Source organism: Arsenophonus nasoniae (assembly GCF_004768525.1).
GTDB lineage: Bacteria > Pseudomonadota > Gammaproteobacteria > Enterobacterales > Enterobacteriaceae > Arsenophonus > Arsenophonus nasoniae.
In genome coordinates this window covers 13669-38601 of the sequence record NZ_CP038623.1, presented here as the reverse complement: position 1 = coordinate 38601, position 24933 = coordinate 13669, and the positions used below count along the sequence as shown (strand labels likewise).

The following is a 24933-nucleotide window of genomic DNA, read 5'->3' as shown; positions in this document are numbered from 1 at the left end:
ACACTGATTTAAAATTATTCAGAAGATTAAGCAAGCGTGAAAACGAGGTGCTTCACTGGGTGAGTGTTGGCAAAACCTACTGGGAAATCTCTTTGATATTGGGCATCAAAGAAGGAACGGTCAAATTCCACATGGGCAACGTGGTGCATAAGCTAGGTGTACGCAGCGCAAAACAGGCGATAAGAGCCAGTGTTGAATTGGAATTTAGCAAAAGCGTTGGAGGTGTGGCATGAAATACTTCAAAGCAACACTTATCACCAATGTTGACCACGAAAAGGGCAAGACAACAAATTTCATCTATCTTGCGTCTGAGACAAAAATTGCAGCCAAAAAACAGGCTTCTCAATATATATTTGAAACTGACGGCGCAAATTGCTGTTTTTACAAATCGCCGCGATTGGAAGAAATCAGCGTTGAGGAATACCTCGCTAATACGGAAAAACAGACAGATATTACGGAAGAACAAGAAATAGACCAGTTTTGCGCTTTGCTAACGATTTTTGGGATTCAGGAAGAATACGACGAGGGCGAAATGCGAGATGCGGATGATTTGTTGGCTAATCCGTCAGAGGAGCCTGAGCTTTTTGAGCAATATACCCATCTTCGTGAATTGTTGTCTGTGAAAATACAGGAAGTAGGCAAAACTATCTCTTTAAGCGAAATTAATAAAATAGCGATTAATCTTTTTGAGTGTGGAAAAGATAATCAGTTATTAACTCAATCAACAGAGTTATCCACTGAATCTGTCGTTATCCCTGTGGAAAACGTGGTAGAAGTTGAAAAAAGCGTGACAGATGTCGCACTTGATGAGTTGGTTAATAATTATACAGAAGAGAAAGAGTTAATTAACTCGGTTATCAAAAACATTGACGACAACTCTATCTTCTCTGCCTTCCCACCCGTTAACGGAAAAATCATGAGCGGTGAAGGTATCTCGCTTGAGATGTTGAACGGTTGTGTTGATGCATTGAAGCCGACAGAGAGCTTGATTGTTCGCCATCTTGCAAACAGCACCTACCATGCGGCAAACGGTTATTCGAGTACGCAAATTCGATTAGTTCAGAAAAGTGGATTAGGGGCGCTGGACTGGTACAAAAAAGCACCCATTCAAGGAGAAAAAACAAGAGCGTTGTTGATTGGGGATGCGGTACACACGGCTATCCTTGAGCCGGAACTTTTTCCGTTGAGATATGTTTCTGCGCCTGAACTGGATTTGCGTACCAAAGATGGCAAAAAAATATTATCGGATTTTGAGAAAAAAAACCTAACTTTGGCAAGGCTTGTTTTGAAAAAAGAAGAATTTGAGGCAATCCAGTTAATGCGTGATTCTGCACTAGCTTACCCATTGGTTGCCGAACTGCTTGAAAACGGTGAGCCAGAACTCTCAATTTTCTATCGCACGGAAAAGGGGACGCTGCTTAAAATCCGGCCTGACTGGTTAGGGCTGTATTCCGGCGTGCCGTTCATCCTCGATGTGAAAACCACTGATGATGTTCATGACTTTGGCAAATCCGTTGACAAGTTTGGCTATCATCTGCAAGCAGCGTTCTACCGGATTATCGCCCAGAAGGTATTTAATCTTGATATTGATTTTCTGTTCTGTGCAATTGGCAAAAGGCCGGAGTGTGGACGCTATCCCGTGCAACTGGGTATGTTGGACGAAGAAGATAGCGAAGAAGGCGAGATTCAGGTTAATGGCGTGATTAATGCATTGGAAAAAGGCGGAGAAACGCAAGCCTTTGCGATGATATCCCGTCCTTTCTGGGCAAAACAGGCGGATAGAAAACGCAGAGAAGCGTTGATGTTGGAAGGAGGTGTCGCATGAATACCGAATTACAAACGATGAATAACGTCTACACCAATCTACAATCTGTCATCATGCAACAGGGAATCGCAGCCCTGTTACCTGCTCAGGTTACGCCTGAGCAGTTCACCCGAACCGCAGCGACTGCACTGATAGAAAATACGGTGTCAACGATCACCGAAAACTGATCCACTTTTTATCTAAATCCGATCAATCAAAATTGATCCACTGTTTTACTCAGTTATTGCTCCTGAGCGCCGCTTATCTTTCAATCGGTAGCTTTCACCGCTTAATTGCAGTACATGCGAATGATGAAGTAAACGATCAAGCATAGCGGCAGTTAATGTTGCGTCATCAGCAAAAGCACTTGGCCATTGCCCAAATGATAGGTTACTCGTCAATATGACACTGCCATGCTCATAACGCTTGGCAATCACATTGAAAAACAGGTTTGCTTCTTCTCGCCCAAACGGCAGGTATCCAATCTCATCGATAATCAACAACTTCGGGGCCATCACCGAACGTGATAGATATTGTTTGTGCTTATTTTGTCGTTTGGCAGTTGAGAGTTGCAACATCAGTTCAGCTGCCGTGGTAAAGCGGGTTTTCTTCTTGGCCTGTACTGCTTTTAATCCTAACCCAATAGCTAAATGCGTTTTGCCTACACCGCTTGGGCCAAGCAACACGACATTTTCATTACGTTCAATAAACGTTAATGCGCTTAATTCCTGTATGTGTTGTTTGGGGATCCCCGTTGCAAACTTAAAATCGAACGTATTAAGTTCTTTATGTGCTGGGAATCCTGCCATCCGACTCAAAAGATTACGAGTTCGTTCATCTCGTTGTTGTTGCTCACATTTTAACAGGGACAGTAAAAACTCTCCGTAGCTTTTGTCTTGGGCAATGCATTTTTCGGCAAGTGATGACCAATGAGTCGGAATAGAATTTAATTTCAATGACTCACACAGGTGTTCAATTTGTTCATGCAATAACATGTTCACCTCCCAGTAATGCTTCGTATACGCTGATTGAGTGTTGCAAACTGACAGATTCAAGGGGCGGTACGATAGGGATATTAAGCGTATTAGTCTGTGGGATAGATTGGCAAACCCTTGCTGGTAAGGGTAGAAGAGACTTAACTTCCTTAGCTAATCTATCTGCTGGCTTCTCTAACGTTGTTCCATGAATTCGCTGATGGGCAACGCGTTGTAACCATGGACCCACTTTTGCATTAGCTATTTCAATATCCAGTTCAAGATTATGAGCACGAAGGTCGGTGTTTAATGGCACGATAAAGCTGTTTTTTAAATAGTGGTTAAAGCGCTCTACTTTCCCTTTCGTTTTTGCCCTGTAGGGCTTGCAAGCCTTCAATTTAAACCCGTAATCTTTCGACATTTGAAGCATTTCGACATGTAATTTATGCTCACCTTCTGCATAAGCATCCCGTTCGATGATGAGGGATTTTGCGTTATCACACAATACTTCCTGTGGTACACCACCAAAGTAGTCGAAAGCTTCTCTTAAACCTTGCTGCCACGATTCTGCTCGTTCATTATCAAAGAACTTTACATAACTCGCACGCGAATAGCCTAGCGTTGCAACAAACGCTTTCAGCGATTTTTTACCTCGCCGGATGCTGGTGAAGTCGATTTGCATTTGTTGACCTGGCTGTGTTTCAAAACGGACGACTACTTCGGGAACAATGCTTGGTTTAAATTGACAAACAAATCGGCGTAATTGAGCAATACCACCTTGATAGCCGTTTTCAACTACCTCATCAAATAAGACTGTTGCAGGGATCCAATCAGGTTTAGCCAGTTCAATTCGCTGAAGCAAATAAGGTTTAAAGGGGGATAATTTAGTCGGTTGTTGACTTCTTTTAGCATAAGTTGGCATTGTCTGTTGTTGTAAATGATGTTTTACGGTGTTACGGGATATACCCAACTCACTGGCAATTTTTCGAAGGCTTTGTCCTTGTGCAAAGCGAACATGAATATCCACAAATATCTCCTTGGTTAACATAAATTATCCGTACAAAAATGTGCGAATAATACCAAGTGGATCAGTTTTAGATGATCGTTAGTGGATCAGTTTTGCATGATCGGTGACAACGGAGTTGCAAAACGCGGATAAGCAATCACTAGTACTGGCTTTAACTCGCTGCGCCAAAGACGGACTGATGCCGGACGGCAGAGAGGCAGCGCTAGTTGTTCGCAAACAAAAAGCCGTCTATATGCCGATGGTGGACGGTGTTATCAAACGTGCCCGTCAATCCGGTCAGGTAGCTAATATCATTGCAAAAGTGGTTTATGCTCAAGACGAGTTTGAATATGTGATTGACGAAAATGGTGAGCATTTAACGCATCGTCCGTCGTTTGTTGACGGTGATGAGATAGTGAAAGTCTATGCCTTCGCAAAACTTAATAGTGGTGAACTCGTTGTCGAAGTGATGAGTCGTGCTGACGTAGAAAAAATACGGAATACCGTGAAAAGCGCAAAAGACCTTTCAAGTCCGTGGGTGAAGTGGTTTGATAGAATGGCACTCAAGACAGTGATACACCGCCTCGCTAGACGGCTTCCTTGCGCCTCTGAGCTATTTTCGATGTTTGAGGTACACGAAGATGCAAATTCAACGGAAAAACCGCTTAGAATGGCTCCTGCTGCGTTTAAGCGACTATCGATAAGAGATGTCATCCGTGAACGTAACGAAAAATTACGCCAAAAAGCAGAAACGGTGATAGAAGCACCAACAGAAACACAACCAGCAACCCATCCAAAACTGGAAGCCGCATTAATCGCCCTCGACGATGCCACCGACGAAAAAAGCCTTGCTGAAATCGTTGAACATTGTACCCTATTGTCCGCCGAGTTGTCTGAGGACGAAAAAATACAACTCCGTGAGAAGATTAAGACTAGCAAAAAGCGGTTAATTCCAGAAAAGAATACCGATGTTTGGATGGCAAGACACGCTAACGGCACAGGCGACGCTTGGCGATTTCCAGACGGTGAAATAGTCCACGGGTTTTTTGAGGCCGAGAGAAAAGCGAAAGAGGTGGGCGCGGTGTTGGAAGAACGGAAAAAATCCCTGTTTAGTCCGAGTCATTGAAAAATACCCCTAAACAATAGGGGCGTCATGTTAAAGCTGAACCAAGAAATGAATAACTTTTTCAATATAGTTTTTATTTGAAAAAATACCAATTGCTATTAACGCTAATTGAAGATATCAAATGACTAAAAAATTCACCCCAACGCCCCACGATGCGATATTCAAGCAATTTTTAAGTGAGAAAGAGACGGCTAAAGACTTCTTTGATATCTGGCTACCGGATGAAATTAAAGCACTGTGTGACTTAGATAGCCTAAAAGTGGAATCTAGCTCATTTGTCGATAGTGAAATGAAAAACTATCAGAGTGATATTCTTTACTCGGTCAGTACGACAAAGGGAAGCGGTTATCTCTATCTGCTGATTGAACACCAGTCAACGCCTGATAGATTGATGGCATGGCGACTCATGCGTTACTGTATGGCAGCCATGCAGAAGCATCTGGAAGCAGGGCACAAAGAGTTACCGCTGGTTTTCCCTATTCTGTTTTACTGCGGTGAGAAAAGCCCTCACCCGTATAGTACAGATTGGCTAGACTGCTTTAGTGGCAGAGATATTGCCGAAAAGATATATACCAAACCGTTTAAGCTGGTTGATGTCACCACGCTTGATGATGGTGAGATTATGCAGCATAAGCGAATGGCGTTACTGGAGCTCATCCAAAAGCACATTCGCAGACGGGATATGAATGAGCTACTAGATGGTATTGTTAAACTGTTGTCGTATAATTATTATACTGATAATCAGGTTATCACTCTGTTTAACTATCTCATCCAAGAAGGTAACACCAAAAAGCCAATGGAATTTATCACTGAGATAGCGAAACAATCAGAAAAACACGAAGGGGCATTTATGACTATTGCTCAACAGATTGAAGAAATTGGAATCAAGAAAGGCATGCAACAAGCTAAAATTGAACTAGCTAGAAAAATGCTTAAAACCAGCATGAATAAAGAGTCTATCAAAGAGATTACGGGGTTTTCTGATGATGAGCTAAACAGGCTATCAGAGAAATAGCTAAACAAAATAGCCCACGGTTTTTTTGAGGCTGAGAAAAAAGCCAGAGAGATAGGGCGGTGCTCGAAGAACGGAGGAAATTCCGATTTAGCCCCAGTCATTGAAAAATGCCCTGATAAAATAGGGGGCGTAAGCATGAGACCTGAAATTAATATTTAAGATAAAATTTATGGAAATCAAGAAAATTAATGCTGCTGAGAGTTTAAGGGGGTTAGCGTGTTTAATGGTTTTTTTTTCACATGCTGCTTTGATATTTTTTCCACAATTATTTAATATTATTGATAATGGAATCCAAAAATTTAAATTTGCAGAATATATTTTTAATTCTCCATTTTCATTTCTTTATTCTGGAATGGGGGCGGTTTATATTTTTTTTGTTTTAAGCGGATATGTTCTTACCTTTTCTTCTTTTCAAACAAAAGATCCTCTTTTAAGGTTAAAGCAATCGTTAATAAAAAGAGTTCCAAGATTGATGATCCCTACAATATGCTCATGTTTATTAATGTGGATTGTAGTATATGTCAATGTTGATCTAACAAATGTTAGCTCTTGGTTTTCTGAATTTCCTATTTTTAATTCTGAAAAAAAATCTATCATAAATGCTATTTATTCAGGGTCTATTGAAGCCTTTGTGTTTGGTCATTCTACCTACAATGAAGTTTTGTGGACAATGAGAGTTGAATTGGTTGGTTCAATATTAATTTTTCTTATTTGTTTTTTCAAAAACAAATTGTGGAAAATATTTTGTTCGTTACTTTTTATCTTTCTTTCGTTTTATTTAGAGCCCAATGCTAGTGTTGTTGGTATAGTAGGATTTCTTGTAGGTCATTTGATTTATTTTTGTAACCTTAGGTTGCCAAATTCTGTGGCTTTCTTTTTAATGATTATAGGTTTGTGGTTTTTAGGTTCAAAACCTTCAAGTTTAAGCTATGCTTTTATTCTCGATTATTTTGGTGATTTAAAATCAAAAATTAGTGGAATATTGATATTTATAGGAGCTATTTTTGTGGTTTTTTCGTCACTTAAATCTAAATTAATTAATTCTATCCTAGATGTCAGTTGGTTAACTTACTTAGGCAAGTTATCATTTTCTATGTATTTAACTCATATTTCAATTATTTATGTGATTGGAATACCTGCTTTAAATTTCTTTTTACGAAGCAGATTTGATTTTATATTCTCTGTCTTTTTTTCTTTAATTATTTCGTTGTTGTCAACTATAATTCTTTCAAAATTATTTTTTGATTATATTGATAAGTACAGCATTAGTTTATCAAAAAAAATACAATTCATGTTGATACGTAAATAATAATTATATTAGCATTATACAATGCGCCTTAAAAACTAAGCCTGTGATGGCTAATTTGGGGGCGCATCTGATGAAATGAAGTTACTGTATTTTGTTATTCTGGTTTTTTCGGCCAATCAATATCTGGGGCAGTCGAAATGTCTTTACGATGAAGGTTTAATCTATAGAGTTTCCAATTCCTTAGTTGTTTTATTTCGTCTGATGTTGCCATATCCAAGTCAACCGCATCTTGCAAAGGTTGTATCATCTCTGATGCTCTATCAATGCGATATCGCTTTTCATACTTTGCAGATTGAATAGCGTCTTGTTTCTGAGCTTCTTTATCGGTAACCCATTTGTCACCATCCCAATAATCAAAGACTGTTTCAGGTTTTAACCAAGTCACGTCGTCTTTGATATCGCCAAGGTAATCAATGATGTATTCACTACGATCCTTTTTTCGATAGGCTATTTTTCCTCGGTGATCGACAATAGTTTCCCAATGCGTTAAATCTTCAGAGCGGACAACTGCCAAACTGTCATCATCTGGAAGGATGGGTGCATCAAGATACATGTCAGCACCAATACCAGCATGTAGACTTACATATGTTATCGTTGCATTAAAATATTCATTCTGCTCACCTATAGTCGAATAAACTTTGATATATCCTGTTTTTTTTCCAAATCCATCTTCTCCGATAATGGCGGGTTGTTGCTCAAGTAAGTTTTTCTTTTCTTCATCTTGAATTTCTAAACTGTATTTCACTATGCAGCCCTCACTATGTAGTTAAAAGCAATATTACGTGGTCTCATTGATATCCATACAGCTCCACTATTTCCCAAAGCTTTGGAATTTGCTTGCGTTGCAAATATAACATTGTCAGATAGAACAGCTTTTAAATCCTCATTATTTGGTGCTTTCGCATTTTTTGGAAAAATGTTGGTTGCAGTTTCAGCGTTGGAAAATGCAGTGCCAATTGAGCTTTCTTGCACTGTTTCATCAACACCAAAATAATCTAATGCTGCCGTACGAATTTCTGTCGCTTGTTGAGATGACAAAACAGAACGTGATGGATCTACGCCACGGATAAATTCACCGCGCAAATCCGGCAATTTCCCAGAAGGATATGCTAACGCTAATTGGGGATATTTGACTTTATCAAAGTCGGTGCCGTTACAGACTAAATAACCTGATGGTGGTGTCGATTGTGGCCAAGGAATAGGCGCGCCAACCGGATAATTGTTAATCGCGTCCACATCAGCGGTTAATGCCAGTGTGCCATTTTTAGCTGAGGGAATGGTGACAACGGCTTTATTGTTATTTTTGGTATCTCTATACACGAAATAGGCATCGCCCGGGGCAGTTTCGAGCAACAGTTTATTTCCATCGCCTTTGGTAAAAAGCAAGCTGGCGTAACTACCGTTACTCTTTATATTTATTTCCCCAGCAGTGAATGTTTCCCAAGAGTCTTTCTTAGCATAATTGTCATCACAGGCTTTTTGGCTTATCACGTCGGTTGTTGAGTTACCGGTTGTTTGTTTGACAGCAGCACTATTAAGTTTGGTATTGAGTCCTTGTGTCAATTCTATTTTGGTGGCGTAATCGCCTTTTGCCTGTTTTGTATTTAAAGCATCGGTCACCAATTTTTGACTCGTCACTTTATCGGTGGCGGAGCCTAATTGCTGCACGATATTTGCAGCCAGAATAGCGTCTTTTAATGATTGCCATTGGGTGTTGTCAGTTAAGGGATTTCCGGCGTTGTTATCGGTTTTGGATTTGTAGATATCGCCTTCAAATACGCATAGTGAGTTTTTGTAGTACGTCTGTTTGTCGGCATACTCAGCCATTCCATTTTGGAATAAGTAAGCTGCAAGTCCACTAATGGTAAATTCCACCGCATTAAAATCCTGCATGGTGGGCAATTCTGATACAGGCACAATACCCCAACCACGGTAAAAATCGCTGTTGAGATTTTTCTCCAGTTTGTCTGTGATTTCTTTTGAACCAAATACAGTTCTTTCTTCCGTTTTGCTTTGACTGGCAAACGGTTTAACGTCAACATTGGGTCTGTTGATTTTCAAGGTTATCTCCTATTGTTCAAAAAGGTTTTCTTGGCAAAATAGCCAATTCTTGCTTCGGGGTTGGTATCAAAACGGCTGTACCACGAAATGGCATTCTGATGCCCCTTAAATCCAAATGTGCCTTTGGGTTCTTGCGTGACGTAGTTAATTTGCACGCCTTGCGGACGGGGTAATAAATCAAGCCGTAAGACAAATTCCAGCCACTCTCGGTCTGCTTTTGGCGTAATAACGAGGGTGAGGCTCATATTCTGGTGGTCAATCAAATAGCCTTCGCCTTCCATCGCAAAATTGACGGCCTGTTGCAGTGACGACAGGCTCACCTCACCCGTTTGGGTGGCGGTGGCAATGGCAGTGTTTTTGATAATTTTGAGCTTAATCAGACTGCGATATTGTTTGTCTGGCAATTTCAGCGGCAAAAAATCCTGTGCAAATTTGGAGCGAAAGCCCCCTTGTTTTTTTCCGCTCTTTTGACCAAACGGCAACGCTTTAGCGTGATTTTTAAAGCCAAAAAAGCCTTTGCGCTCACCGCTGGGTTGGAAGCGACTAATACCTACCCAACTGCCGATAATGTCCAACGGGTCACCTTGCGCCGTTTCAAGATTAACCGCTTCACGAAAGGCATCAACGGTATCAAAGCAATCCGCGAACAGATTAAAAAGGGCGGAAATCTCCGCCCTTGCCTTGGGTTTGGTGTAATACTGCTTGATCAGCAGTTTTTGATATTCTTCTTCGAGACTCACGTGATCACCTCATTCACCGCGATGTTGTCACTGACGATGGTGAATTTCTCATCAACATCGGCGTTTAAAATGGCACTCGTCCACGTGTTGCCATCTTTTGCGATTTGTAGGTCAGAGACATAGTAAGAGCGCGCAATCCGGTTCAAAATGCAGTAAAGCGCAGTCACCTTGATATTTTCGCCAATGCGATAAAGGGATTTGACCAGTTCGTCTTTGATCTCCTGTATCGGCACAGGCTCGTTGGCTTTTTCACGCGTGGCAGTCAGTTTAATCTTGATTTCGGTGATTTTAGGACGGTCAAAACGGTATTCATGCACCACCTCAAAAAACGTGCCATCGGCTCTCACTATCTTGTCAATGTATTTGCCTTTGATTGTTCCTTTAAGGCCAGTCCCCCCTGTTTTGTTGCGAGCGAGGCAATCCACAATGGCCTGATTTTCACCTCCCTCAGCAATCACCCAAATCGAATGCGGCGGAATATTCAGCGTATCCGTCTCATTGGTGGTGTTTTCGTACACCACGGCATCGGTCACACCTTTGACCAGATTCAAACGCGCAGCGATGCCGCCTATCGTGCTTTGGCTGGCATTCTCAAAGGTTTTTAACCGTCTGCGTCGCAAATCGCTGTCGCTTTCGTTTTCCTTGCGTAACAGCCCGTTGATTCTGGCGAGATAATCAAGGTGGAGCCCTTCGGCCTGTTCGGGCTTCAAGTTCTGATAGAGCTTTTTCACCAACACCAAACATTCGTGGGCAATCCGGCTATAAATGGCAATGCGCTGCCCGTCAGGGGTATCTTGTGAAAGATTGATATCACTGCCGTAAATTGTTTTAAATTCAGCAATCAAGGTTTCAATCAGTTCGGGCAGCGTTGCGATGGTGATACCGTTTTCATCTAACTTGATATTCACTGGCTGACCTCCTGATTAAGGTTGCGTGTTCGGTTAAAAACATCGGTGTAATCCATCTCAATGTGTGCGGTGAAGTCGGCAACCTTAATATTGAGCTTATCGACGCGAACAACGCCCTCCGTGCCTAATGCCACCTTGTAGATTTCACGGCGCAATGTTTCACCCGTACCACGACTGCCGAGCAGTTGCAGCCAGTCCAAACCAAATTCAACATCTAGCCACCAATCGGATTTAAAACACTGCAAACGGGATTTGATATTCTGGTGAATTGCCTCGCTGTCAATCAGGTAATCATCAAGCGAATGACCAAATCGCCAATCGTTGTGTTCGGTTAACTGGCTGGTTTTCATAAAAATCACCTTCGGGTTATTTTGGTTTTCCGGTGCTGTCATTGCCTGTTTCTACGCCTCCGTGCGTATGGTTGCCAACATCGATATTACCCACTGTTAACGATTGCTGGGCTGCGATTTGTTGGGCGGTGATAGTGCCTTTCACATCAAGATTGCCGCCAATCGTGACGTTGAGTTTGACGTGAATGTTATGCGTGAAAACGTGGTCACCGACGGTTGTTGCCACCTTCGGTATCGTAAAAGCGCCATCACGATTGCAAAGTCCCAAAAGCGCGACACAATCGCTATAATCATGCAAGCGATTTTCTGCCCCGCGCACGTTGTCGTTGCCTATCCACCAATTATCAATGCAACTATCAAAGGTGAGCAAAATGCAGTAATCGCCCACAGCGACCGGATAAGCGGTGTAGCTTCCGCCCCCTTGTGACCAAGAGACAGGCACATCGGGAAAAACCGGAAATGCAATAGCGTGAATTTCATCGTTAATCACCACGTTTTTTTTAGTGACTGGCTGGCAATCCACCGTGGTTTCATTCACCTTAACCACTTTGGCAATCAAGGCACAGCCAATTTCAGATTTGATATGATTGGCAATGGTTTTCATCAGTTCGATATTCACACCTTACTCTCCTTAACCACCACGTAGTTTTTTTCCTGCTGGCATTGGCACGTCATCGCCCACTCACCTGTGTCACTTTCCCCTGCGTAGTCAATCGCGCAAATGCGATAAACCCCGTTAAGATGTGGTGAAATTTTGCTATCTATCGCCACCTGATAGCCAATGGATACATTCGGATTCAGGACGCTTTTAAAGGTCAGCACATTTTTATCGTCAAGCGTGGGCGTTTCCATCAATCCAGTACTCACACTGATTAATTCCGCTTTCCCGTTTTGCACCTCGTTTCGTCTCAGAATATGCAGCTGTCCGTTGTCGATATAGAGTTGCTCTTTTTCATCTTTGAGTTTGCGTAATTCATCAAACGAAAAGCCCGTCATGATTTTGGGGCGACTCAGAGTTGATTGCACGGTCACTTTGCCTTTTTTGACGCCTGTCATACTGCTAACAGCCGCATTGACCGCATCAGACTTTGCGGTCACGGCTTTACTGATGGTTGCTGTGCGAAAAGCAAAACCGCCATCGGCAATTTCCAGCGTGGTGACAATCTCAGTGCCTTGCTTTGATAAGGTGACTTTAGTGACAGAGCCGGAAAACAGCAGTTTCAAGCCCGTGGTCAGATAACCTACTGAAAGTTGAGCGGCAATATGCTGCTTGCGGTATTGGAAATCCGCCAGCGAATGACGACGCGACGGCGACAAGTTAAACAACGAAATTTGCCCGATATTGGGGCGGTCACGGGTTAAATCCTTCGAAAACGAAAAGGCGATTTTAAACGGAGGGACTATCTTTATTGCCTTTTTCCCTTCACCTATTAACAACTCGAAATCACGAAAAAATGGCATTTGACGGTTCAATAGACGGCCTCCTTCTCTTCTTCACCAACCAGCAGATAGAGCGCTACCCTGCCACTGGCAAAATCATCCAGCAAGGACGGCTCAATATCCGGATTGTCACGGGCGATAGCCACAATCGTAAATGGCAATCGGCTATCGTGTATCAGCGGTACGTTAAGCGAAACCGCCACCCCGTGAATGGTGATATTCCGATAGGTAATATCCATATTCCACGCTGAAATACTCGGATGAAACGTTAATGTCAGCTCAATATCGTCAATATCGGTTAACAGCGTGTGCGTCTGAATCGGATCGCTTGATAGGTTTTCGATTTTGTACATGTTAATTCCAACTAAAAAAACGCTTAAAAAAGGCTTTGGCGCCTTCTTTAACATCGTAAGTTACGGAGGTTGGTGTCTGGCTCCCGTTGTTTTTCGCCCCACTCATTTGTGCTGCCCCTGTTTTGCTCATCCCTGCGGCGGATTTGTTGGCAACAGGGGTAATTTTTACCTGTTCAAAGGTGACAAAGCGCACTTGCTTCAGGGTTAAGGTGAACAGCAAAAAGCTGTCCTCATTGCTTTGTGAGGTGGCGAAACTTTCCAGTGCCATGTTATCGAGCACCTGATAGCCCATATCGACGCTGATCAATTCCCGATTTTCAAAAATGCCCGTGAACGTATCGACAAACTGTTGCGCAATGCCGTTGCCGGATTTGCTGCCTGTGACCGTGTGATAAATTCCTTGCGCCGTGTTTTCGACTTGCGTTTTCAAATCCAGGATCTGCTGCGCGTTGCTGTTCATGTCATTGATTTTTTGCCTGACCGCCTGTGTCCGATTGCCCACATAGCTATCAATAAAACCAATTTGCCGATTGAAAGACTCAAAGACGGTATTTTCACTACTTAAACTTAAAAACGAATCGGAAATCACACCGCCTATCGAAATTTGCACAGGGCTAAGGTTAATGTGATCGGCAATCACAACGCCCGTTTCCAGTGGAATATCGGTGACGGTAGCACTACGTTGCGTGGTTTTGTCCGTCCAGACATAGGCAGTGAATCCCGCGATGCCGATTTTTTGCGTGGGCGTATTTGTGATGTGATTGGAAATCACTTGAGAGAGAAAACTCAAAATGCGCCTCCTCGTACCAGCTGGTCTTGGCTCAGTATCGGGATATGGTTGTTAACCTCCCTGCCAATCTGTTGACCGATTGCCCTGTTGCTACCTGCCACATTCACATTGATGTTGTTGGTCTGTGAGGCCGAATTGCTGATCACTTTCTGGCTGTTTGTTGAGATGTGATTGATCGTTTGACTGGCTTGTTGCAGCCTGTCATTGGCGAATTCCACGTTTTTGGTGGCTTTGTCGAGTTCTTTATCGGAATCGCTAAAAATACTTTTGATGGCATTCCACGTACTGCTAAATATTTTCTTCACACCATCCGCCACTTTTTTAAATTTGTCGCTGATGATGTTACCGATATCCCCAAAATTGCCGGAAAAAAGCGCTTTAACGATTTCAAGCGGTGTCGTAAAAATCGTTTCGAGAATCTCAGCGACAGTTTGTAAGCTGGCGGTCATCTCCTCAGTAGTCTCAGCAGTACCGCTCGTGAAAATCCCTTTAATCCAATCCCACGCAGCGACAAACGGCGCTTTAATATCTTCCCACATCTGGATGAAAAATTGCGTGACCGCGTCATAGGCGTCGTCAAAGGTTTTTTTAAACCACGTGGTGACTTCGGTAAATTTCTCAATAAACCAGTTATCCAGTGGGGTGAATATCGCAATCAAATCATCAAAAAACTGCACAAATGCCTGTTTTAGCATGGCAATCACCGTGTCCCAATCATCACTGAAAAACGCCGTCAGGAAATTGGATAAATCGGTAAAGTCTTTGATGATTTTATCCCACATGGCAGAAAAATAACCGATGACCGTAGCAATCATTTTTCGCACATCATCGGGAAATATTCCCCAACCTTCCAAGAATTCGCCAATCACGCTTTTTCCGCCGTTCAACCAGACGTATAGGTCTTCAAGGGCGGCGATAATGCCGATAATAAGCACCGTAACGCCAAAGAAAACAGGATTAGCAAGAATCGCTGCGCCAATCGCCTTTATCCCTGCCGTGATAAGCGGAAACACTTTCACCAATGCCAATCCTGCCGGAACCAGCAGCCAAAAGCCGTCAGTGGTTTTGTTGAGAAAAGTGATTAATTTGGCAAATGCCCCCACGAAGCGCGCGATAAAACCAATCACAGGCTGCAACCCTTTCAACACAAAATTGAAAATCGGCGCAAGGGTGGCAAACACTTTTTCTGAAATCTGTTGCAGTTGCAGTAAGACACTGGCGAACGTGCGCCGGAAAATTTCAGACTGTTCCAAATCATCTTGGGTTAATGCACGACCTTCTGCGACTTTTTTCTCAAGCGCTGTCCATTCTTCGCGAGTTTTTCCGATGGCATCAACCATTTCATAGGAAAGCCCAACCTGCTCGGCAAGCGCCGTTCTGGCGCCTTTATCCTGTATGTTGTTTAACGCGCTGCCCGTTTCACGCAACAGGACGCTGGTATCCCTGATTTTGCCGTTACTATCTTTAAAGGCGATACCGAGTTTCTTAAAAACTTGACTTGCGGTATCACCGTCACTATTAATCGCACGTTGAAATTCTTTTACCCCGTCCGACAATTCGTCAAAACTTACACCGACCGTTTGCGCGCCTTCTCTTAACACCTGAAAACTTTTTGCGTCAATGCCTGTTTGTCGAACCGCTTTGTTAAAGCTATTAATTTGCTCACCCGCGCTCATAATCGCCGTCAGGGTAAACGCCCCCGTGATAATGCCTTTAAATTCGCTGAGCTTTTCGCCCAATTTGCCGAGTTTACTTTTGGTTTTCTTGGCCTTTTTGCCGAGGTCATCAACAGAATCACTGGCTTTATGCACGTCTTTTGCGGTGTTGGCACTCTCGTTTCCAAGATGGTCAACTTTTGCGGTCACCGTGGTGAATTTCCCCGTCACTCCGCCTAATTGCCGGGATAATTCGTTAAGCGCAGAGATTAACGTATCAATCACGCCCGCATTGGCATTAACACCAATATCCAGACTTAACTTTTCTTCACTCATCCGTCACCTCTTTTGCTTCGCTTCGTCGTGCTGTTTCCACTCAATCGCCCCCGTGATAAAGGCGTGCTCGGCAGTTTTCAGATAGAAAAACATGTCATCATCGCGCAACGCCAGAAGCTCACCCACTGAGCCGTAACCCGCCTTCACCAGTGAAAAAAGCAGTTTGTCGTGCTCACTCAGTGAGGATTTTCTGACGTACTGTCGCCAGCTATTGGGATAACGCGGGGTAAAGGTCAGCTCGCCGTTAATGCCGATAAAAAAGGGGCGGCGTAGAGGTGTAACACCGTTAACGTTAAGGGAATGAAAAGCTCAGGTTTTTCGTCAAAAAAGGTTGGCAATTTGCTAATGCTCATGCCGTCGTGGGTGATTTGGTTGAAAAGCTGTCTCAGATTGCCGTCACTGTGACTTGAGAGCGTCGCGGCAATGCGTTTTGATTGCCCCAAGTCTTCGACAATTTCCAATGCTTTCAACCGCAAATGATGATTGAAATTACCAATCTGAAATTCGTTACCTTGCACCTTAAAGGTTTTGTTTTTGGTGATATCGACAATATCATCCTGTGATAGCCCGGTCAGGCTACCTAATCCTTGTTCTGTCATGATTTTTTCCTGTTAAATTGAGCGGTTGAAATCCCGAAATTGCAGCTTGTAGGTCATCTCTGCGTTGTGATCAGTATTAGCAAAAGTGAATTGTGGCTGGTCTGTGATACTGCCGCCTGTAAACGTGAAGGTTTCGGTTTTGGCTTTGCCGTCGAGCTTGTACAACGTGCTGACTGAGGCATTGAGCAACGTCACTTCACCACTGCCTTGTAGCGAGGATAACCAGACATCATCGGCACTGCCCCTTAAAATATGAAACTCAAGCTCGGAAACTTTGGCATCGGTTCGTTTTGCCACACTGACCGAACCACCGGAGCCGTTAAAACGGCTAGTATCGGGATTGGGGAAAGTGATTTGCACCGTAGTACCTGCGATAAAATCACTTAAGATTCGACCGCCTAGAATGACGGTGGTTGCATCCACATCATAGGAAATTTGCGCCATGTTTCGCCCCTAGTAATTGAAATTAATGATGATGTCTGCCCGATGAAATGCTCCGGCATTTTTCACCGCCTGTTGAATAGTCGGCGATTTGCGGTTTATGCGGTCAACCTGTGATTGTTCGGCTAACAGATTGGCATAGGTGAAATACCCTTTACTCTCAATTGACCGCTTAAATTGCTCTTCATCGCCGAAGGTATCCGGTGATGTCCATTTTCCGGCAGCAAATACGCTGGCTCTCACAAATCGCGCTGCCACCTGATTGATGCAATCAACCAGCAAATCCACCCCTTTTTCCGTTTGCGGTATTTTGGTAGCAGTCGCTTTCATTAAATTAAAGGTATCAACCTGTACTTGATTGACATACGCTTTCAGGTTGTAGACATTATCGACAAATTCATTGGCATTTGAGCACATCACTACCGGACGGTCTTTAATCAGCGTGTAAATATCGATACCCACGGATGACGCACTGTCTACCTCGGTTTGGCTATAGCTTTCTGGCTCACACGCAAGCTCCTTTAAGTGAATCGTCATGGCACTATTTTCAGCGCTGAAATCGACCACATGCACCCTTGCCATATAGGAAACCGCCAAGGCTTTTTGATTGCGCCTTGAAAAAAGCAGCCGAAAATATTCTTGTCCTTTCTTGCTCACTTGCCATGCCAAGCCTTTTGTCGTGAGATTGTCAGGATGTGAAACGACTTGATAGCCCAATATCTTGTTGGCTTGACTGTAGCTTGCCAGCTTTAAAATTTGGTCATTGGTCAGCTCATCAATAAAACAATACCCACAACCCGAAGACGCGGCTACCACATCGGTAATTGCCTCATCCGGTGATTGGGCGGTCAAAGTTTGAGGCGGTGTCGCTTTGGTTAACACGGCACTGTCACCCAGCCCTAGCAGATTCCCAATGAACGTACCTGTTCCCCCCTCGCTGGCGTTGGCTAATCCTTTTCCTGACACCACCAAACGCTTGTCAAGGTATGCAAAGGTAGATTTTCCGCTTGTGGGAACATTGTTGTCGTTGGGGTGATTTTCATCCGATGGGTAACCATCTGGAACCGCACGATTAAGAGTATCAATTACATCACTAAAAGTGACCGCATCACCAAAGTTCAGGTTTTCAAGCGTCAATTCACCGAGTGTTATACTGCCATCTTCAATTTGACGCAGCGTTTTAAGTAACGCGTTGCTGTCAATCTCTGAGCCTGTCAGTGTGTCAAATTCCACTGCGGGCAGTGTTAAATCACTTTTTCGCCAATGCCCGATAATCAGACTGCCACCGGAGCCTATCGGATTGGGGGATGTGCCAAAAAAGGCAGTCGCCATCTGATAGGTTTTCGAGGTAATGCCAAAATCGGCTTTCACCCCTGCGATATTTTTGTAGGTGGCATAAATCGTTTTACCGTCAAAAATCGTGCCCGTTTCAGATGTCATCATGATGACGTGGTTGATGTTGTCGTAATTTGCGCCTCGCTGCTCTTTGAGTAGCTGCACATTGACAACATTTTCAATATCGATGCCAAGATTATTGTTCATACTGTGAACCTTTTTCGTTGGAAAGTTGGAAAGTAAGATGATTGATTGAGGGTGTTGAGACGTTGATATAATCCGCGACAGAGGCGTTAATCGAAAACATCACGCGCTCTCGATACTGGCTACCTGTCGCAAAGTGCAAATCACGCACACCCGTTGGCGCAGATAAGCTAATGGTGTGTTTCCACTGTTGCTCAAAGCCTTTTTGCGTTCGCAGTAATCGCAACAGAATTTGCGCCCGTTGCAAGGCTTGCTTGCCCCAAACATTCACGTCAAAAAGGATTTTCTCGTGCTGGCTGTATTCCATCACTTCAACGTTTCGGCGGTATGTTTCGCTAAAGCCTTTGACTTCACTGTTGCCCGATTGCTCAATACTGATAACAGGCGCATTAAAATCTTGATTCGCCAGATTTTCACGTCCGATAAATATGGTGTTTTCGGCAACCTCTAGCGTATCTCGAATCACCAATGCCAGCCGTTGGATCGGTGGCTGGTAGTTTTTGTGGTGTAAATTGTTATTTTGCATTGACGGATAGCTCCAATGGTTCTATCATGTAACTCATGAGGAAGTGAAACGTTCATGACCCAACCCGAAAGGAAGAAAATTAATGAGTAAAGCAATGACAACTATTGAACTTGAAAAAATCCATGCTGAAATTTCTAAAATGATGGCAGAAACTATCAAGCTAAACTCAGAAGCAAATAAATTAAATTCAGAAACAGCCAAATTGAATAGAGAGACTTTTTGGTATCCAGTTGCTGTAGCATCAGGAATCGTTGGAGCAGTGGCTGCAATTACCACTGTGATCATAAAATTAGTCTGATAATCAACCTCCTCTGCTACTTTCTAGAGGAGAGGTATTACTATGCGTCTTTTCTCAAACTATAAAGAACCTTCGGTCTATGAACTTCTTAAACTAAAAGAAAAACTTGGTTTTAACGGCTCTCAAATGGCAGATTTAGCCTTAGTCTCGAATAATAGTCAGTGGCGAAAGTATACAAATAGGCAAAACCCACGACCGATATCCCCTCATATCCTTTTTGTTATGGCGGCACAACTGGCCTTAAAAGAAGATGAACTCAATAAAATACTGGCTAAGATGCGTAGTTTAGGGGCGAGTCTTTCAATAGACGACCAGTGATCTCACTATCCTTCACTTCCTCAAAGACATAGCGTACATAGCCATAGTCGCTATAGTCTTTGCGGTTAATCGATTTGAATATTTTTCCTTTGTACTCCAAGTAAACACCAAGCAGATCCGCATATTGTGGCTGCACATGCACCGTGAAATACTCCAATGACCAATCGAGACTATCTTTGTTAATCGCTTCATCCGGCAAACTGCTGATTACGCCTTCAATCGATTTTCGTGTCACCGCAAAGTCCGGCTTAAAATCTTTCGTAGTAATCACTTCTGTGATGAAAGTTAACGGTTGCGAAAATCGGCGTATGGTTCTTGCCATATTGGGCAGTCTCATTTTTTCACCACCTTGTAGGTTATCGATTTTTTGAGTGCGCCTGTATCTTGTAGTAGTCTTGCTTCGATGACGCCTTTCTTTTTCAACTGCGCTTTGGTGCTTTCAGCATGCAAAGGCCACGCCCCAAAACCCTGCGTATCAAATGCCTCAATTGACCACCCAACAGATAATTCACCGGTATAAGCCAGAAATTCCTTTGCGCTAATTTCACCTGAAATAAATAAGCGGTATTTTTCTTTTACCACCTTTTCAATAATTGCTTTTTGGTGATCACGAATCGGTACGCGCAAAAATGAGCGAGGCGGGATTTTCTCCGTGCCAAATTCGTGGATCGTTGCCACTTCCACCACGCTAATATCGGAATCTTTGTACGGTCTGGTATTTTCCAATACGCCCACTTCCACTTTCAGTTTATCAAGCTCCGCAAACTGTTTTTTGGCTTTTTCCAGCAATTTTGATTTCAGCATCACCAGTTCATCCCAATTGCCAAGGCGTAATTGTTAATGCGACTTTCCAGCACCAAATATTGCTCACCAAAGGCAGAAGTTTTAAACCAATCATTCTCCGTTCCTGAAAAATTGGCGCTGGCACTGACATCGCCCACACCTTCACTACCAAACAGTGCATTCGGATCGGCTGAATAAGAATCCTTGGTTGGACTATTTTCATGAAAGCCTGCCAAAAAAAGCAGATGCGCGGTGAGGTACATCAAACCTTGCTCATACATCACGCCCCACACTTTCTTATCTATCCGGTTTTCTGCATCGGTTAAATAGAGCAACAATTTGTTGTCATCGGCGGTAAAGGTTTGTTCGCCAAAACGATCACGGAATTTCTTTATCATTTCTTGCATGAAGCCCCCAAAAAAAGTGGATGAACCCCGCTTAATTATACTTCAAACGAAGGGGTTTGTTTTGTGCCGTCCGTTAACTCAATCGTCAACGTCACGACATTACCTTCTTTTGATGCGGTGATTTTTTTAATGCCAACCCCTGCATCACCTTTCGTGCCTTTTTCGCCCTTATCTCCCTTTTCACCTTGATCGCCTTTTTCGCCCTTAAGTGTTCCGGCGTCCAGTGCTTCGTGAAGGGCAGATACCCCCGCTTCAATATTGTTGAGATTCTCCGCATTCAATGGGGTTTTGGTTGACGGTGAATTTTCCCAATTTGTTTTTGTGTAGCTCATCATTAACTCCGGATTCAAATAAAAATAAGGGGCTTGCCCTCATGATGGTGATTGCGGAAAGTAATTATCAGACGGCAAGGTTGTTCCGATTGGGAAGCCGCCGTCTATGACTTTGGGGCGGTTTTGTAATCGGCATAAACGGCAGATAGTGGCTGTTTCCACATTGCCCCACCAAAAGCAGAACGATAACCACACTCGTAAGTCAGTAAATCACGCTGGCGAACGGCTAACAACTCCGGCATATGCACTTTCATCTCGACATACTCTTCGTCGTAGGTGTAAATTGCCAAGCGGGTTTTGCCTTTGGTTATTTCTCTGGCATATCCTGCCGGAACTTTCACAAAGGTAATCGTAAAGCTGTCATTACCCGATGCCTTCCTCAACGCAGCCATGATCCTGTCCATCGCTGAAACAGGCAGTAAATCAGTCCCAACAATGGGGCTTTGGCTATCAAACTTCTGCTGTGCCAGCATAAAATCGGCAGCATCCATCGCAATATGCGTTGGCTGAACCCGATAACCTGAATTTGCCCACGCTTGGTTGTAAGCATCCAGTACCAGTTTGATAAACTCATTGGCGGTCATATCTTTCAGCGATTTACCCGATGCTTCTTGCATCACCTGTATTTTACCGCCTGTTAACAAACCTTCTTGTCCTTTCACATGTTGATGTCCTAGGTAACCTGCATATTGCAGCGTTGACAGGGCATTGGCGTACAAATCATCCTGTTTTTTGCTTTGCAGATTAATATTGATTTTGTTGATTTTTTCAAGCTCCTGTTGTGTCCATACAACGGCTTTTGCCCACTGGCAAACAGGCGCTTTGTACATCTCAATGGTGCTATCAATCGTCACCAGCGAGTTGGTTTTGTTGCCGATAATGCCGTCTTTGACAGAGCCCAACACCTCGGTAATACCGTATTCTACGTATTCATCGGCAAAATCCAGTCCTTCGTTGATTGGGATTGCCTCCCCGATATTGATTTCAGGTAACTGTTTTTCCTGTAGCTGCGTGTCACGTTCGGTTAATGCTTCTTGCAACACCGTTTCAAAATAGGCTTCTTCAATTGCCATCGGTTATTCTCCTACCTTTTGTATGAAGCCAAGCGTTATTGCCACGCACTGACTGCCTGAACTGACATTCTCAACCCAATACCCCAAATCAATATTGCCTGTTGCGGTTTTGGAAACTTTGCCAACATCGTCACCTTTTGCGACCACATAAACTTTATCGCCCCGTTTAAAGGTTTCATCTTTTGCCGTTGCTGCCCCAACGCAATCACCGTGGGAAAAATGCCCTATATTGACTTGCTTGTTGTGTGGTGCTTTCTCGCTGTAAATATCCCTCACCACGATACCGTGGATAACATCGGTGGCAGCAGAAATCGGCTTAACACCACCGTCAGGGTTCACCGCCACAAACACGCCGTAGGGTAGGTCAGTCGTGGTGTTGTTTTCTTCGCCCCACACTTTGTCATTGGAGCTTGAGGCGCGATAGATTGTGCCCGCGCGCAAGGTTCCTTTATCGGAATCCCAATTTGTGAATCCAAATGCCATTAGCGACCTCCTAGGCGTTGTGATGCGGATTTAGTGGGTTTTCTATCGCCAAGATTTAATCGTGGCTTATTCTGTTCACGCTGACGATTGATGAGATAGTCATACTTACCGTTAATCGCAGAATCGCCGAGTTTTCTGGCTTCCTGTTGTGTCACCAAACCTTTCGCAATAATCACATTTTCCTTGATTTGCCGTGCGGTTCGGGCATGTCCAATTGCCACATCCCCAAACGTTGACTTCGCTTCGGCTTCCGTTTCGGCTAGCTCTTTTTCAGCTTTCAGTCGGGCGTTTTCTTCCTCCAGTGCTTTGAGTTTTTCCGTCAGTTCTTGAACGTAGCACGCTACGCGTGAGCGGCGCAGCGGTGCTGCTTCGGGGATGTTAATGAGTTGAGTACTGTTTTATACTCTGCAGTAGGTTAATTTTTTTCAGGGATTCATCTCGATGGCTCGCAATAAATCTCCCAGAAAGCGTAAACCGGTTAAATCAGGCAGGCTGCCCGTCACTTCACGTGCCACAACGCCTGTTTATCTGAAACGTTTTATGATCTCTCTCCCACCCGAAAATGATGATGACAGACCGCCTGAATTTTTTTATGACACCCTAAAAGAAGCCATACGCCACTGCGTCCGACTCGGCCCCCAATTTTTTCTCGACACGCAGTATTACCCGCCGCTAGTCACGATTATCAGGAGTTTTGAACAACGCCAAGACCAAGCCGATGACGCTGGATACGACTACACTGAGGGGGGAATAACTGAAAGTCTGCCTGCCGATGAATTCATCACCTATACGGAGCTGGGAATAATCCCTGTTTCCTTTGAACCCTGGGATAAACACACCGATAACTGGGCTGACGAATCTGACAATTTCTGTTTCTTTGGCAAGATGCCCATAAGGTAATTGAGTCAGATGTATATCCCTCGTCCTGCTAAACTACTTTTCACCATTGATGACGGTTGGAATAAATTCCTCGAAAAATACGGCGATAGCGTTAGTTCGTGGACGAGTTTATCTGTGGAGCGCATGCTTGCCTGCGGCACTTGTGCCATGGGTGTCCGGCGCTATTGTTGCGCTTCGTCTGATTGTTCTCACAGCCGTTTTTTCTGCCAAAGCTGTAAGTCAAAAGCCTGCAGTTCATGTGGCTTTAAAGCCACCGAGCAGTGGTTAGCACAGCAGGTTCATATTTTACCCGACTGCGACTGGCAACACATTACTTTCACCATGCCACATCTCCTTTGGCCTTTTTTTAACAATAACTGGCCGCTACTTAATGCTCTGTTTCGGGCAGCCACTCGAGCTATGCTGCAGTTGGCTCGCAAACAGGGTATCGAAATTGGTATTTTCTGTGCCTTGCATACTTATGGCCGGCAACTCAATCAACATCCGCATGTTCATGTTTCCGTCACTCGAGGGGGTTTGGATAGTAAACATAGTGTATGGCGAAAGCTGTTTTTCAAAAAAAAGGATGTCGAAGAAATCTGGCGAGGGGCTGTTATCCGACTACTGCGTCACAGTTATGATTTAATTAACCCTGGCCTTCTTCCCGGTCTTGGCCATATCCGTGACAAAAAACATTGGCGGCGTTACTTGAGGGCGCAGTACGGACGTTATTGGAAAGTGCACTTTGCTAAAAAAACGAAAGGGGCATGGCATAGTGTTAAGTACCTCGGTCGCTACCTTAAACGCCCACCGGTATCTGCGTCAAAACTGCGGCATTACCGAGGGGGTGCCGTTGTTCATCACTACCATGACCACCGAACTGGCCAGCATCGGCAGCAGACTCTGCCGCAGGAAGAGATGATTAGACGCTATATAAGCCATATTCCGGCCAGGCATTTTAAAATGGTGCGTTACTCTGGTTTTTTGTCGAATCGTAAACGAGGAAAACTATTGCCGAAAGTGTATAAGGCACTTGAGATGACGGCACGTAAAAAACCGGAGAACCCAGGTTTTTCTGTGCTGATGAAAGGATTTCTGCGTACCGATCCGTACAAATGTATTCTGTGTGGCGACAGGCTGCTTTTCACCGGGGCGCAAATGGGTAAAAAAGCAACGGAATTGTTGTCAGAAAGACTGCATAACCTGGAGAAAAAGCGATGGTTACGCAGCTAAACGCAGGATCAATGTGTCTAAAATAAGGAAATCAGGTTAGAAATTACACTCTCTGAGGAAATGTTAACTGGCACTAAACACAATAAATCGATCCCCATCTCCTTTTTGCAATAAGGGATGGCTTTTGCTACTCACTTTAAAAGCGATTCAATTTC

33 protein-coding genes and 1 pseudogene are annotated in these 24933 nt (G+C 43.8%); 10 read left to right on the top strand and 24 right to left on the bottom strand.

The features are described 5' to 3' along the window. Positions 1-29 precede the first annotated feature (29 nt). From ArsFIN_RS25280 to ArsFIN_RS26885, 3 genes and pseudogenes are all read left to right on the top strand, one after another. Positions 30-233, top strand: a pseudogene (locus ArsFIN_RS25280) (helix-turn-helix domain-containing protein); the annotation flags it as partial. Then, the gene (locus tag ArsFIN_RS25275) at positions 230-1825 is read left to right on the top strand and encodes a PD-(D/E)XK nuclease-like domain-containing protein (RefSeq protein WP_135679142.1); all 1596 of its coding nucleotides are present in this window, start codon (positions 230-232) and stop codon (positions 1823-1825) included. The pseudogene ArsFIN_RS25280 and the gene ArsFIN_RS25275, both read left to right, overlap by 4 nt. After that, complete coding sequence (locus ArsFIN_RS26885) at positions 1822-1992, top strand: hypothetical protein (RefSeq protein WP_167876795.1); 171 nt, start codon at positions 1822-1824, stop codon at positions 1990-1992. Before ArsFIN_RS25275 ends, ArsFIN_RS26885 begins: the two co-directional genes overlap by 4 nt. 45 nt (positions 1993-2037) lie before the next feature. On the opposite strand, the gene istB is transcribed toward ArsFIN_RS26885, so the two are convergent. After that, on the bottom strand, positions 2038-2799 hold the full coding sequence (istB, locus tag ArsFIN_RS25270) for an IS21-like element helper ATPase IstB (protein WP_135678008.1): 762 nt from the start codon (positions 2797-2799) through the stop codon (positions 2038-2040). Beyond that, positions 2786-3826 (bottom strand): IS21 family transposase, encoded by a 1041-nt coding sequence (istA, locus tag ArsFIN_RS25265; protein WP_135677651.1) that lies wholly within the window; start codon positions 3824-3826, stop codon positions 2786-2788. The genes istB and istA overlap by 14 nt, the downstream gene beginning before the upstream one ends. Before the next feature lie 82 nt (positions 3827-3908). Here istA and ArsFIN_RS25260 point away from each other — a divergent pair, with 82 nt between their 5' ends. The 3 genes from ArsFIN_RS25260 (at position 3909) to ArsFIN_RS25250 (ending at position 7234) form a co-directional block, all read left to right on the top strand. Next, on the top strand, positions 3909-4910 hold the full coding sequence (locus ArsFIN_RS25260) for a RecT family recombinase (RefSeq protein ID WP_135679141.1): 1002 nt from the start codon (positions 3909-3911) through the stop codon (positions 4908-4910). 121 nt (positions 4911-5031) lie between these two features. Continuing rightward, on the top strand, positions 5032-5925 hold the full coding sequence (locus ArsFIN_RS25255; RefSeq protein WP_135679138.1) for an Rpn family recombination-promoting nuclease/putative transposase: 894 nt from the start codon (positions 5032-5034) through the stop codon (positions 5923-5925). Positions 5926-6094: 169 nt separating this feature from the next. Then, on the top strand, positions 6095-7234 hold the full coding sequence (locus ArsFIN_RS25250; protein ID WP_135679135.1) for an acyltransferase family protein: 1140 nt from the start codon (positions 6095-6097) through the stop codon (positions 7232-7234). A gap of 94 nt (positions 7235-7328) precedes the next feature. On the opposite strand, the gene ArsFIN_RS25245 is transcribed toward ArsFIN_RS25250, so the two are convergent. The 15 genes from ArsFIN_RS25245 to ArsFIN_RS25175 all read right to left on the bottom strand — a co-directional run bounded on the left by ArsFIN_RS25245 (position 7329) and on the right by ArsFIN_RS25175 (position 18972). Next, a complete protein-coding gene (locus ArsFIN_RS25245) occupies positions 7329-7979 on the bottom strand; it encodes a tail fiber assembly protein (protein WP_135679133.1) in 651 nt (216 codons plus the stop codon). Beyond that, on the bottom strand, positions 7979-9295 hold the full coding sequence (locus tag ArsFIN_RS28060; protein WP_246067635.1) for a phage tail protein: 1317 nt from the start codon (positions 9293-9295) through the stop codon (positions 7979-7981). Before ArsFIN_RS28060 ends, ArsFIN_RS25245 begins: the two co-directional genes overlap by 1 nt. A 2-nt stretch (positions 9296-9297) precedes the next feature. Continuing rightward, positions 9298-10035: a DUF2612 domain-containing protein gene (locus ArsFIN_RS25230; RefSeq protein ID WP_135679131.1), complete on the bottom strand. Its 738-nt coding sequence runs from the start codon at positions 10033-10035 to the stop codon at positions 9298-9300. Continuing rightward, complete coding sequence (locus ArsFIN_RS25225) at positions 10032-10943, bottom strand: hypothetical protein (protein WP_135679129.1); 912 nt, start codon at positions 10941-10943, stop codon at positions 10032-10034. The genes ArsFIN_RS25230 and ArsFIN_RS25225 overlap by 4 nt, the downstream gene beginning before the upstream one ends. Beyond that, positions 10940-11335, bottom strand: coding sequence for a hypothetical protein (locus ArsFIN_RS25220; RefSeq protein ID WP_135679127.1), 396 nt, complete (start codon positions 11333-11335; stop codon positions 10940-10942). The genes ArsFIN_RS25225 and ArsFIN_RS25220 overlap by 4 nt, the downstream gene beginning before the upstream one ends. Continuing rightward, positions 11310-11912 (bottom strand): Gp138 family membrane-puncturing spike protein, encoded by a 603-nt coding sequence (locus tag ArsFIN_RS25215; protein ID WP_135679126.1) that lies wholly within the window; start codon positions 11910-11912, stop codon positions 11310-11312. The genes ArsFIN_RS25220 and ArsFIN_RS25215 overlap by 26 nt, the downstream gene beginning before the upstream one ends. Beyond that, positions 11909-12766 (bottom strand): baseplate hub protein, encoded by an 858-nt coding sequence (locus ArsFIN_RS25210; RefSeq protein ID WP_135679125.1) that lies wholly within the window; start codon positions 12764-12766, stop codon positions 11909-11911. Before ArsFIN_RS25210 ends, ArsFIN_RS25215 begins: the two co-directional genes overlap by 4 nt. After that, entirely contained in the window at positions 12763-13086 is a 324-nt protein-coding gene (locus ArsFIN_RS25205) for a hypothetical protein (protein ID WP_135679124.1), read from the bottom strand. Before ArsFIN_RS25205 ends, ArsFIN_RS25210 begins: the two co-directional genes overlap by 4 nt. 1 nt (position 13087) lies before the next feature. Next, entirely contained in the window at positions 13088-13876 is a 789-nt protein-coding gene (locus tag ArsFIN_RS25200) for a phage baseplate protein (protein WP_135679122.1), read from the bottom strand. Next, positions 13873-15867: a phage tail tape measure protein gene (locus ArsFIN_RS25195; protein WP_135679119.1), complete on the bottom strand. Its 1995-nt coding sequence runs from the start codon at positions 15865-15867 to the stop codon at positions 13873-13875. Before ArsFIN_RS25195 ends, ArsFIN_RS25200 begins: the two co-directional genes overlap by 4 nt. Before the next feature lie 3 nt (positions 15868-15870). Then, positions 15871-16014 (bottom strand): hypothetical protein, encoded by a 144-nt coding sequence (locus tag ArsFIN_RS26880; RefSeq protein ID WP_167876746.1) that lies wholly within the window; start codon positions 16012-16014, stop codon positions 15871-15873. A gap of 86 nt (positions 16015-16100) precedes the next feature. Beyond that, entirely contained in the window at positions 16101-16466 is a 366-nt protein-coding gene (locus ArsFIN_RS25190; protein WP_026824172.1) for a hypothetical protein, read from the bottom strand. 12 nt (positions 16467-16478) lie between these two features. Next, on the bottom strand, positions 16479-16910 hold the full coding sequence (locus ArsFIN_RS25185; RefSeq protein WP_135678555.1) for a hypothetical protein: 432 nt from the start codon (positions 16908-16910) through the stop codon (positions 16479-16481). Positions 16911-16919: 9 nt separating this feature from the next. Continuing rightward, entirely contained in the window at positions 16920-18449 is a 1530-nt protein-coding gene (locus ArsFIN_RS25180; RefSeq protein ID WP_135679117.1) for a DUF3383 family protein, read from the bottom strand. Further along, positions 18439-18972 (bottom strand): phage neck terminator protein, encoded by a 534-nt coding sequence (locus tag ArsFIN_RS25175; RefSeq protein WP_135679114.1) that lies wholly within the window; start codon positions 18970-18972, stop codon positions 18439-18441. Before ArsFIN_RS25175 ends, ArsFIN_RS25180 begins: the two co-directional genes overlap by 11 nt. Before the next feature lie 94 nt (positions 18973-19066). On the opposite strand from ArsFIN_RS25175, the gene ArsFIN_RS25170 reads away from it, so the two are divergent. Together ArsFIN_RS25170 and ArsFIN_RS25165 are read left to right on the top strand one after the other, a co-directional pair. Further along, on the top strand, positions 19067-19270 hold the full coding sequence (locus ArsFIN_RS25170; protein WP_135679160.1) for a hypothetical protein: 204 nt from the start codon (positions 19067-19069) through the stop codon (positions 19268-19270). A 42-nt stretch (positions 19271-19312) separates the two neighbouring features. After that, complete coding sequence (locus tag ArsFIN_RS25165) at positions 19313-19588, top strand: XRE family transcriptional regulator (protein ID WP_135679112.1); 276 nt, start codon at positions 19313-19315, stop codon at positions 19586-19588. On the opposite strand, the gene ArsFIN_RS25160 is transcribed toward ArsFIN_RS25165, so the two are convergent. The 7 genes from ArsFIN_RS25160 to ArsFIN_RS25130 form a co-directional block, all read right to left on the bottom strand. After that, on the bottom strand, positions 19542-19925 hold the full coding sequence (locus ArsFIN_RS25160; protein ID WP_135679110.1) for a hypothetical protein: 384 nt from the start codon (positions 19923-19925) through the stop codon (positions 19542-19544). The two genes, ArsFIN_RS25165 and ArsFIN_RS25160, sit on opposite strands and share 47 nt — an antisense overlap. Continuing rightward, positions 19922-20392, bottom strand: coding sequence for a phage virion morphogenesis protein (locus ArsFIN_RS25155; protein WP_135679108.1), 471 nt, complete (start codon positions 20390-20392; stop codon positions 19922-19924). The genes ArsFIN_RS25160 and ArsFIN_RS25155 overlap by 4 nt, the downstream gene beginning before the upstream one ends. Beyond that, entirely contained in the window at positions 20392-20769 is a 378-nt protein-coding gene (locus ArsFIN_RS25150; protein WP_167876794.1) for a DUF4054 domain-containing protein, read from the bottom strand. Before ArsFIN_RS25150 ends, ArsFIN_RS25155 begins: the two co-directional genes overlap by 1 nt. A gap of 44 nt (positions 20770-20813) precedes the next feature. After that, a complete protein-coding gene (locus tag ArsFIN_RS25145; protein ID WP_135678443.1) occupies positions 20814-21113 on the bottom strand; it encodes a hypothetical protein in 300 nt (99 codons plus the stop codon). A gap of 101 nt (positions 21114-21214) precedes the next feature. Next, on the bottom strand, positions 21215-22183 hold the full coding sequence (locus ArsFIN_RS25140; protein WP_135679103.1) for a major capsid family protein: 969 nt from the start codon (positions 22181-22183) through the stop codon (positions 21215-21217). 3 nt (positions 22184-22186) lie between these two features. Then, positions 22187-22666 carry a structural cement protein Gp24 gene (locus tag ArsFIN_RS25135; RefSeq protein ID WP_135678487.1) on the bottom strand — a complete coding sequence of 160 codons (480 nt, stop codon included), beginning with the start codon at positions 22664-22666 and terminating at the stop codon, positions 22187-22189. After that, a complete protein-coding gene (locus ArsFIN_RS25130) occupies positions 22666-22887 on the bottom strand; it encodes a hypothetical protein (protein ID WP_135679101.1) in 222 nt (73 codons plus the stop codon). Before ArsFIN_RS25130 ends, ArsFIN_RS25135 begins: the two co-directional genes overlap by 1 nt. Before the next feature lie 220 nt (positions 22888-23107). Between ArsFIN_RS25130 and ArsFIN_RS25125 the strand changes: the two genes are divergently transcribed. Together ArsFIN_RS25125 and ArsFIN_RS25120 are read left to right on the top strand one after the other, a co-directional pair. Next, a complete protein-coding gene (locus ArsFIN_RS25125) occupies positions 23108-23566 on the top strand; it encodes a hypothetical protein (RefSeq protein WP_135678317.1) in 459 nt (152 codons plus the stop codon). A gap of 9 nt (positions 23567-23575) precedes the next feature. Further along, complete coding sequence (locus ArsFIN_RS25120) at positions 23576-24778, top strand: IS91 family transposase (RefSeq protein ID WP_135678014.1); 1203 nt, start codon at positions 23576-23578, stop codon at positions 24776-24778. The last annotated feature ends 155 nt before the right edge of the window (positions 24779-24933 follow it).

Bases quoted from the DNA above. Each gene is read 5' to 3' on its own strand.
- ArsFIN_RS25275 (WP_135679142.1), top strand. From the start codon at position 230: ATGAAATACTTCAAAGCAACACTTATCACCAATGTTGACCACGAAAAG.
- ArsFIN_RS26885 (WP_167876795.1), top strand. From the start codon at position 1,822: ATGAATACCGAATTACAAACGATGAATAACGTCTACACCAATCTACAA.
- istB (WP_135678008.1), bottom strand. From the start codon at position 2,799: ATGTTATTGCATGAACAAATTGAACACCTGTGTGAGTCATTGAAATTA.
- istA (WP_135677651.1), bottom strand. From the start codon at position 3,826: ATGTTAACCAAGGAGATATTTGTGGATATTCATGTTCGCTTTGCACAA.
- ArsFIN_RS25255 (WP_135679138.1), top strand. From the start codon at position 5,032: ATGACTAAAAAATTCACCCCAACGCCCCACGATGCGATATTCAAGCAA.
- ArsFIN_RS25250 (WP_135679135.1), top strand. From the start codon at position 6,095: ATGGAAATCAAGAAAATTAATGCTGCTGAGAGTTTAAGGGGGTTAGCG.
- ArsFIN_RS25220 (WP_135679127.1), bottom strand. From the start codon at position 11,335: ATGACAGCACCGGAAAACCAAAATAACCCGAAGGTGATTTTTATGAAA.
- ArsFIN_RS25205 (WP_135679124.1), bottom strand. From the start codon at position 13,086: ATGTACAAAATCGAAAACCTATCAAGCGATCCGATTCAGACGCACACG.
- ArsFIN_RS25195 (WP_135679119.1), bottom strand. From the start codon at position 15,867: ATGAGTGAAGAAAAGTTAAGTCTGGATATTGGTGTTAATGCCAATGCG.
- ArsFIN_RS25190 (WP_026824172.1), bottom strand. From the start codon at position 16,466: ATGACAGAACAAGGATTAGGTAGCCTGACCGGGCTATCACAGGATGAT.
- ArsFIN_RS25185 (WP_135678555.1), bottom strand. From the start codon at position 16,910: ATGGCGCAAATTTCCTATGATGTGGATGCAACCACCGTCATTCTAGGC.
- ArsFIN_RS25180 (WP_135679117.1), bottom strand. From the start codon at position 18,449: ATGAACAATAATCTTGGCATCGATATTGAAAATGTTGTCAATGTGCAG.
- ArsFIN_RS25175 (WP_135679114.1), bottom strand. From the start codon at position 18,972: ATGCAAAATAACAATTTACACCACAAAAACTACCAGCCACCGATCCAA.
- ArsFIN_RS25170 (WP_135679160.1), top strand. From the start codon at position 19,067: ATGACAACTATTGAACTTGAAAAAATCCATGCTGAAATTTCTAAAATG.
- ArsFIN_RS25165 (WP_135679112.1), top strand. From the start codon at position 19,313: ATGCGTCTTTTCTCAAACTATAAAGAACCTTCGGTCTATGAACTTCTT.
- ArsFIN_RS25160 (WP_135679110.1), bottom strand. From the start codon at position 19,925: ATGAGACTGCCCAATATGGCAAGAACCATACGCCGATTTTCGCAACCG.
- ArsFIN_RS25155 (WP_135679108.1), bottom strand. From the start codon at position 20,392: ATGCTGAAATCAAAATTGCTGGAAAAAGCCAAAAAACAGTTTGCGGAG.
- ArsFIN_RS25150 (WP_167876794.1), bottom strand. From the start codon at position 20,769: ATGATAAAGAAATTCCGTGATCGTTTTGGCGAACAAACCTTTACCGCC.
- ArsFIN_RS25145 (WP_135678443.1), bottom strand. From the start codon at position 21,113: ATGATGAGCTACACAAAAACAAATTGGGAAAATTCACCGTCAACCAAA.
- ArsFIN_RS25140 (WP_135679103.1), bottom strand. From the start codon at position 22,183: ATGGCAATTGAAGAAGCCTATTTTGAAACGGTGTTGCAAGAAGCATTA.
- ArsFIN_RS25135 (WP_135678487.1), bottom strand. From the start codon at position 22,666: ATGGCATTTGGATTCACAAATTGGGATTCCGATAAAGGAACCTTGCGC.
- ArsFIN_RS25125 (WP_135678317.1), top strand. From the start codon at position 23,108: ATGGCTCGCAATAAATCTCCCAGAAAGCGTAAACCGGTTAAATCAGGC.
- ArsFIN_RS25120 (WP_135678014.1), top strand. From the start codon at position 23,576: ATGTATATCCCTCGTCCTGCTAAACTACTTTTCACCATTGATGACGGT.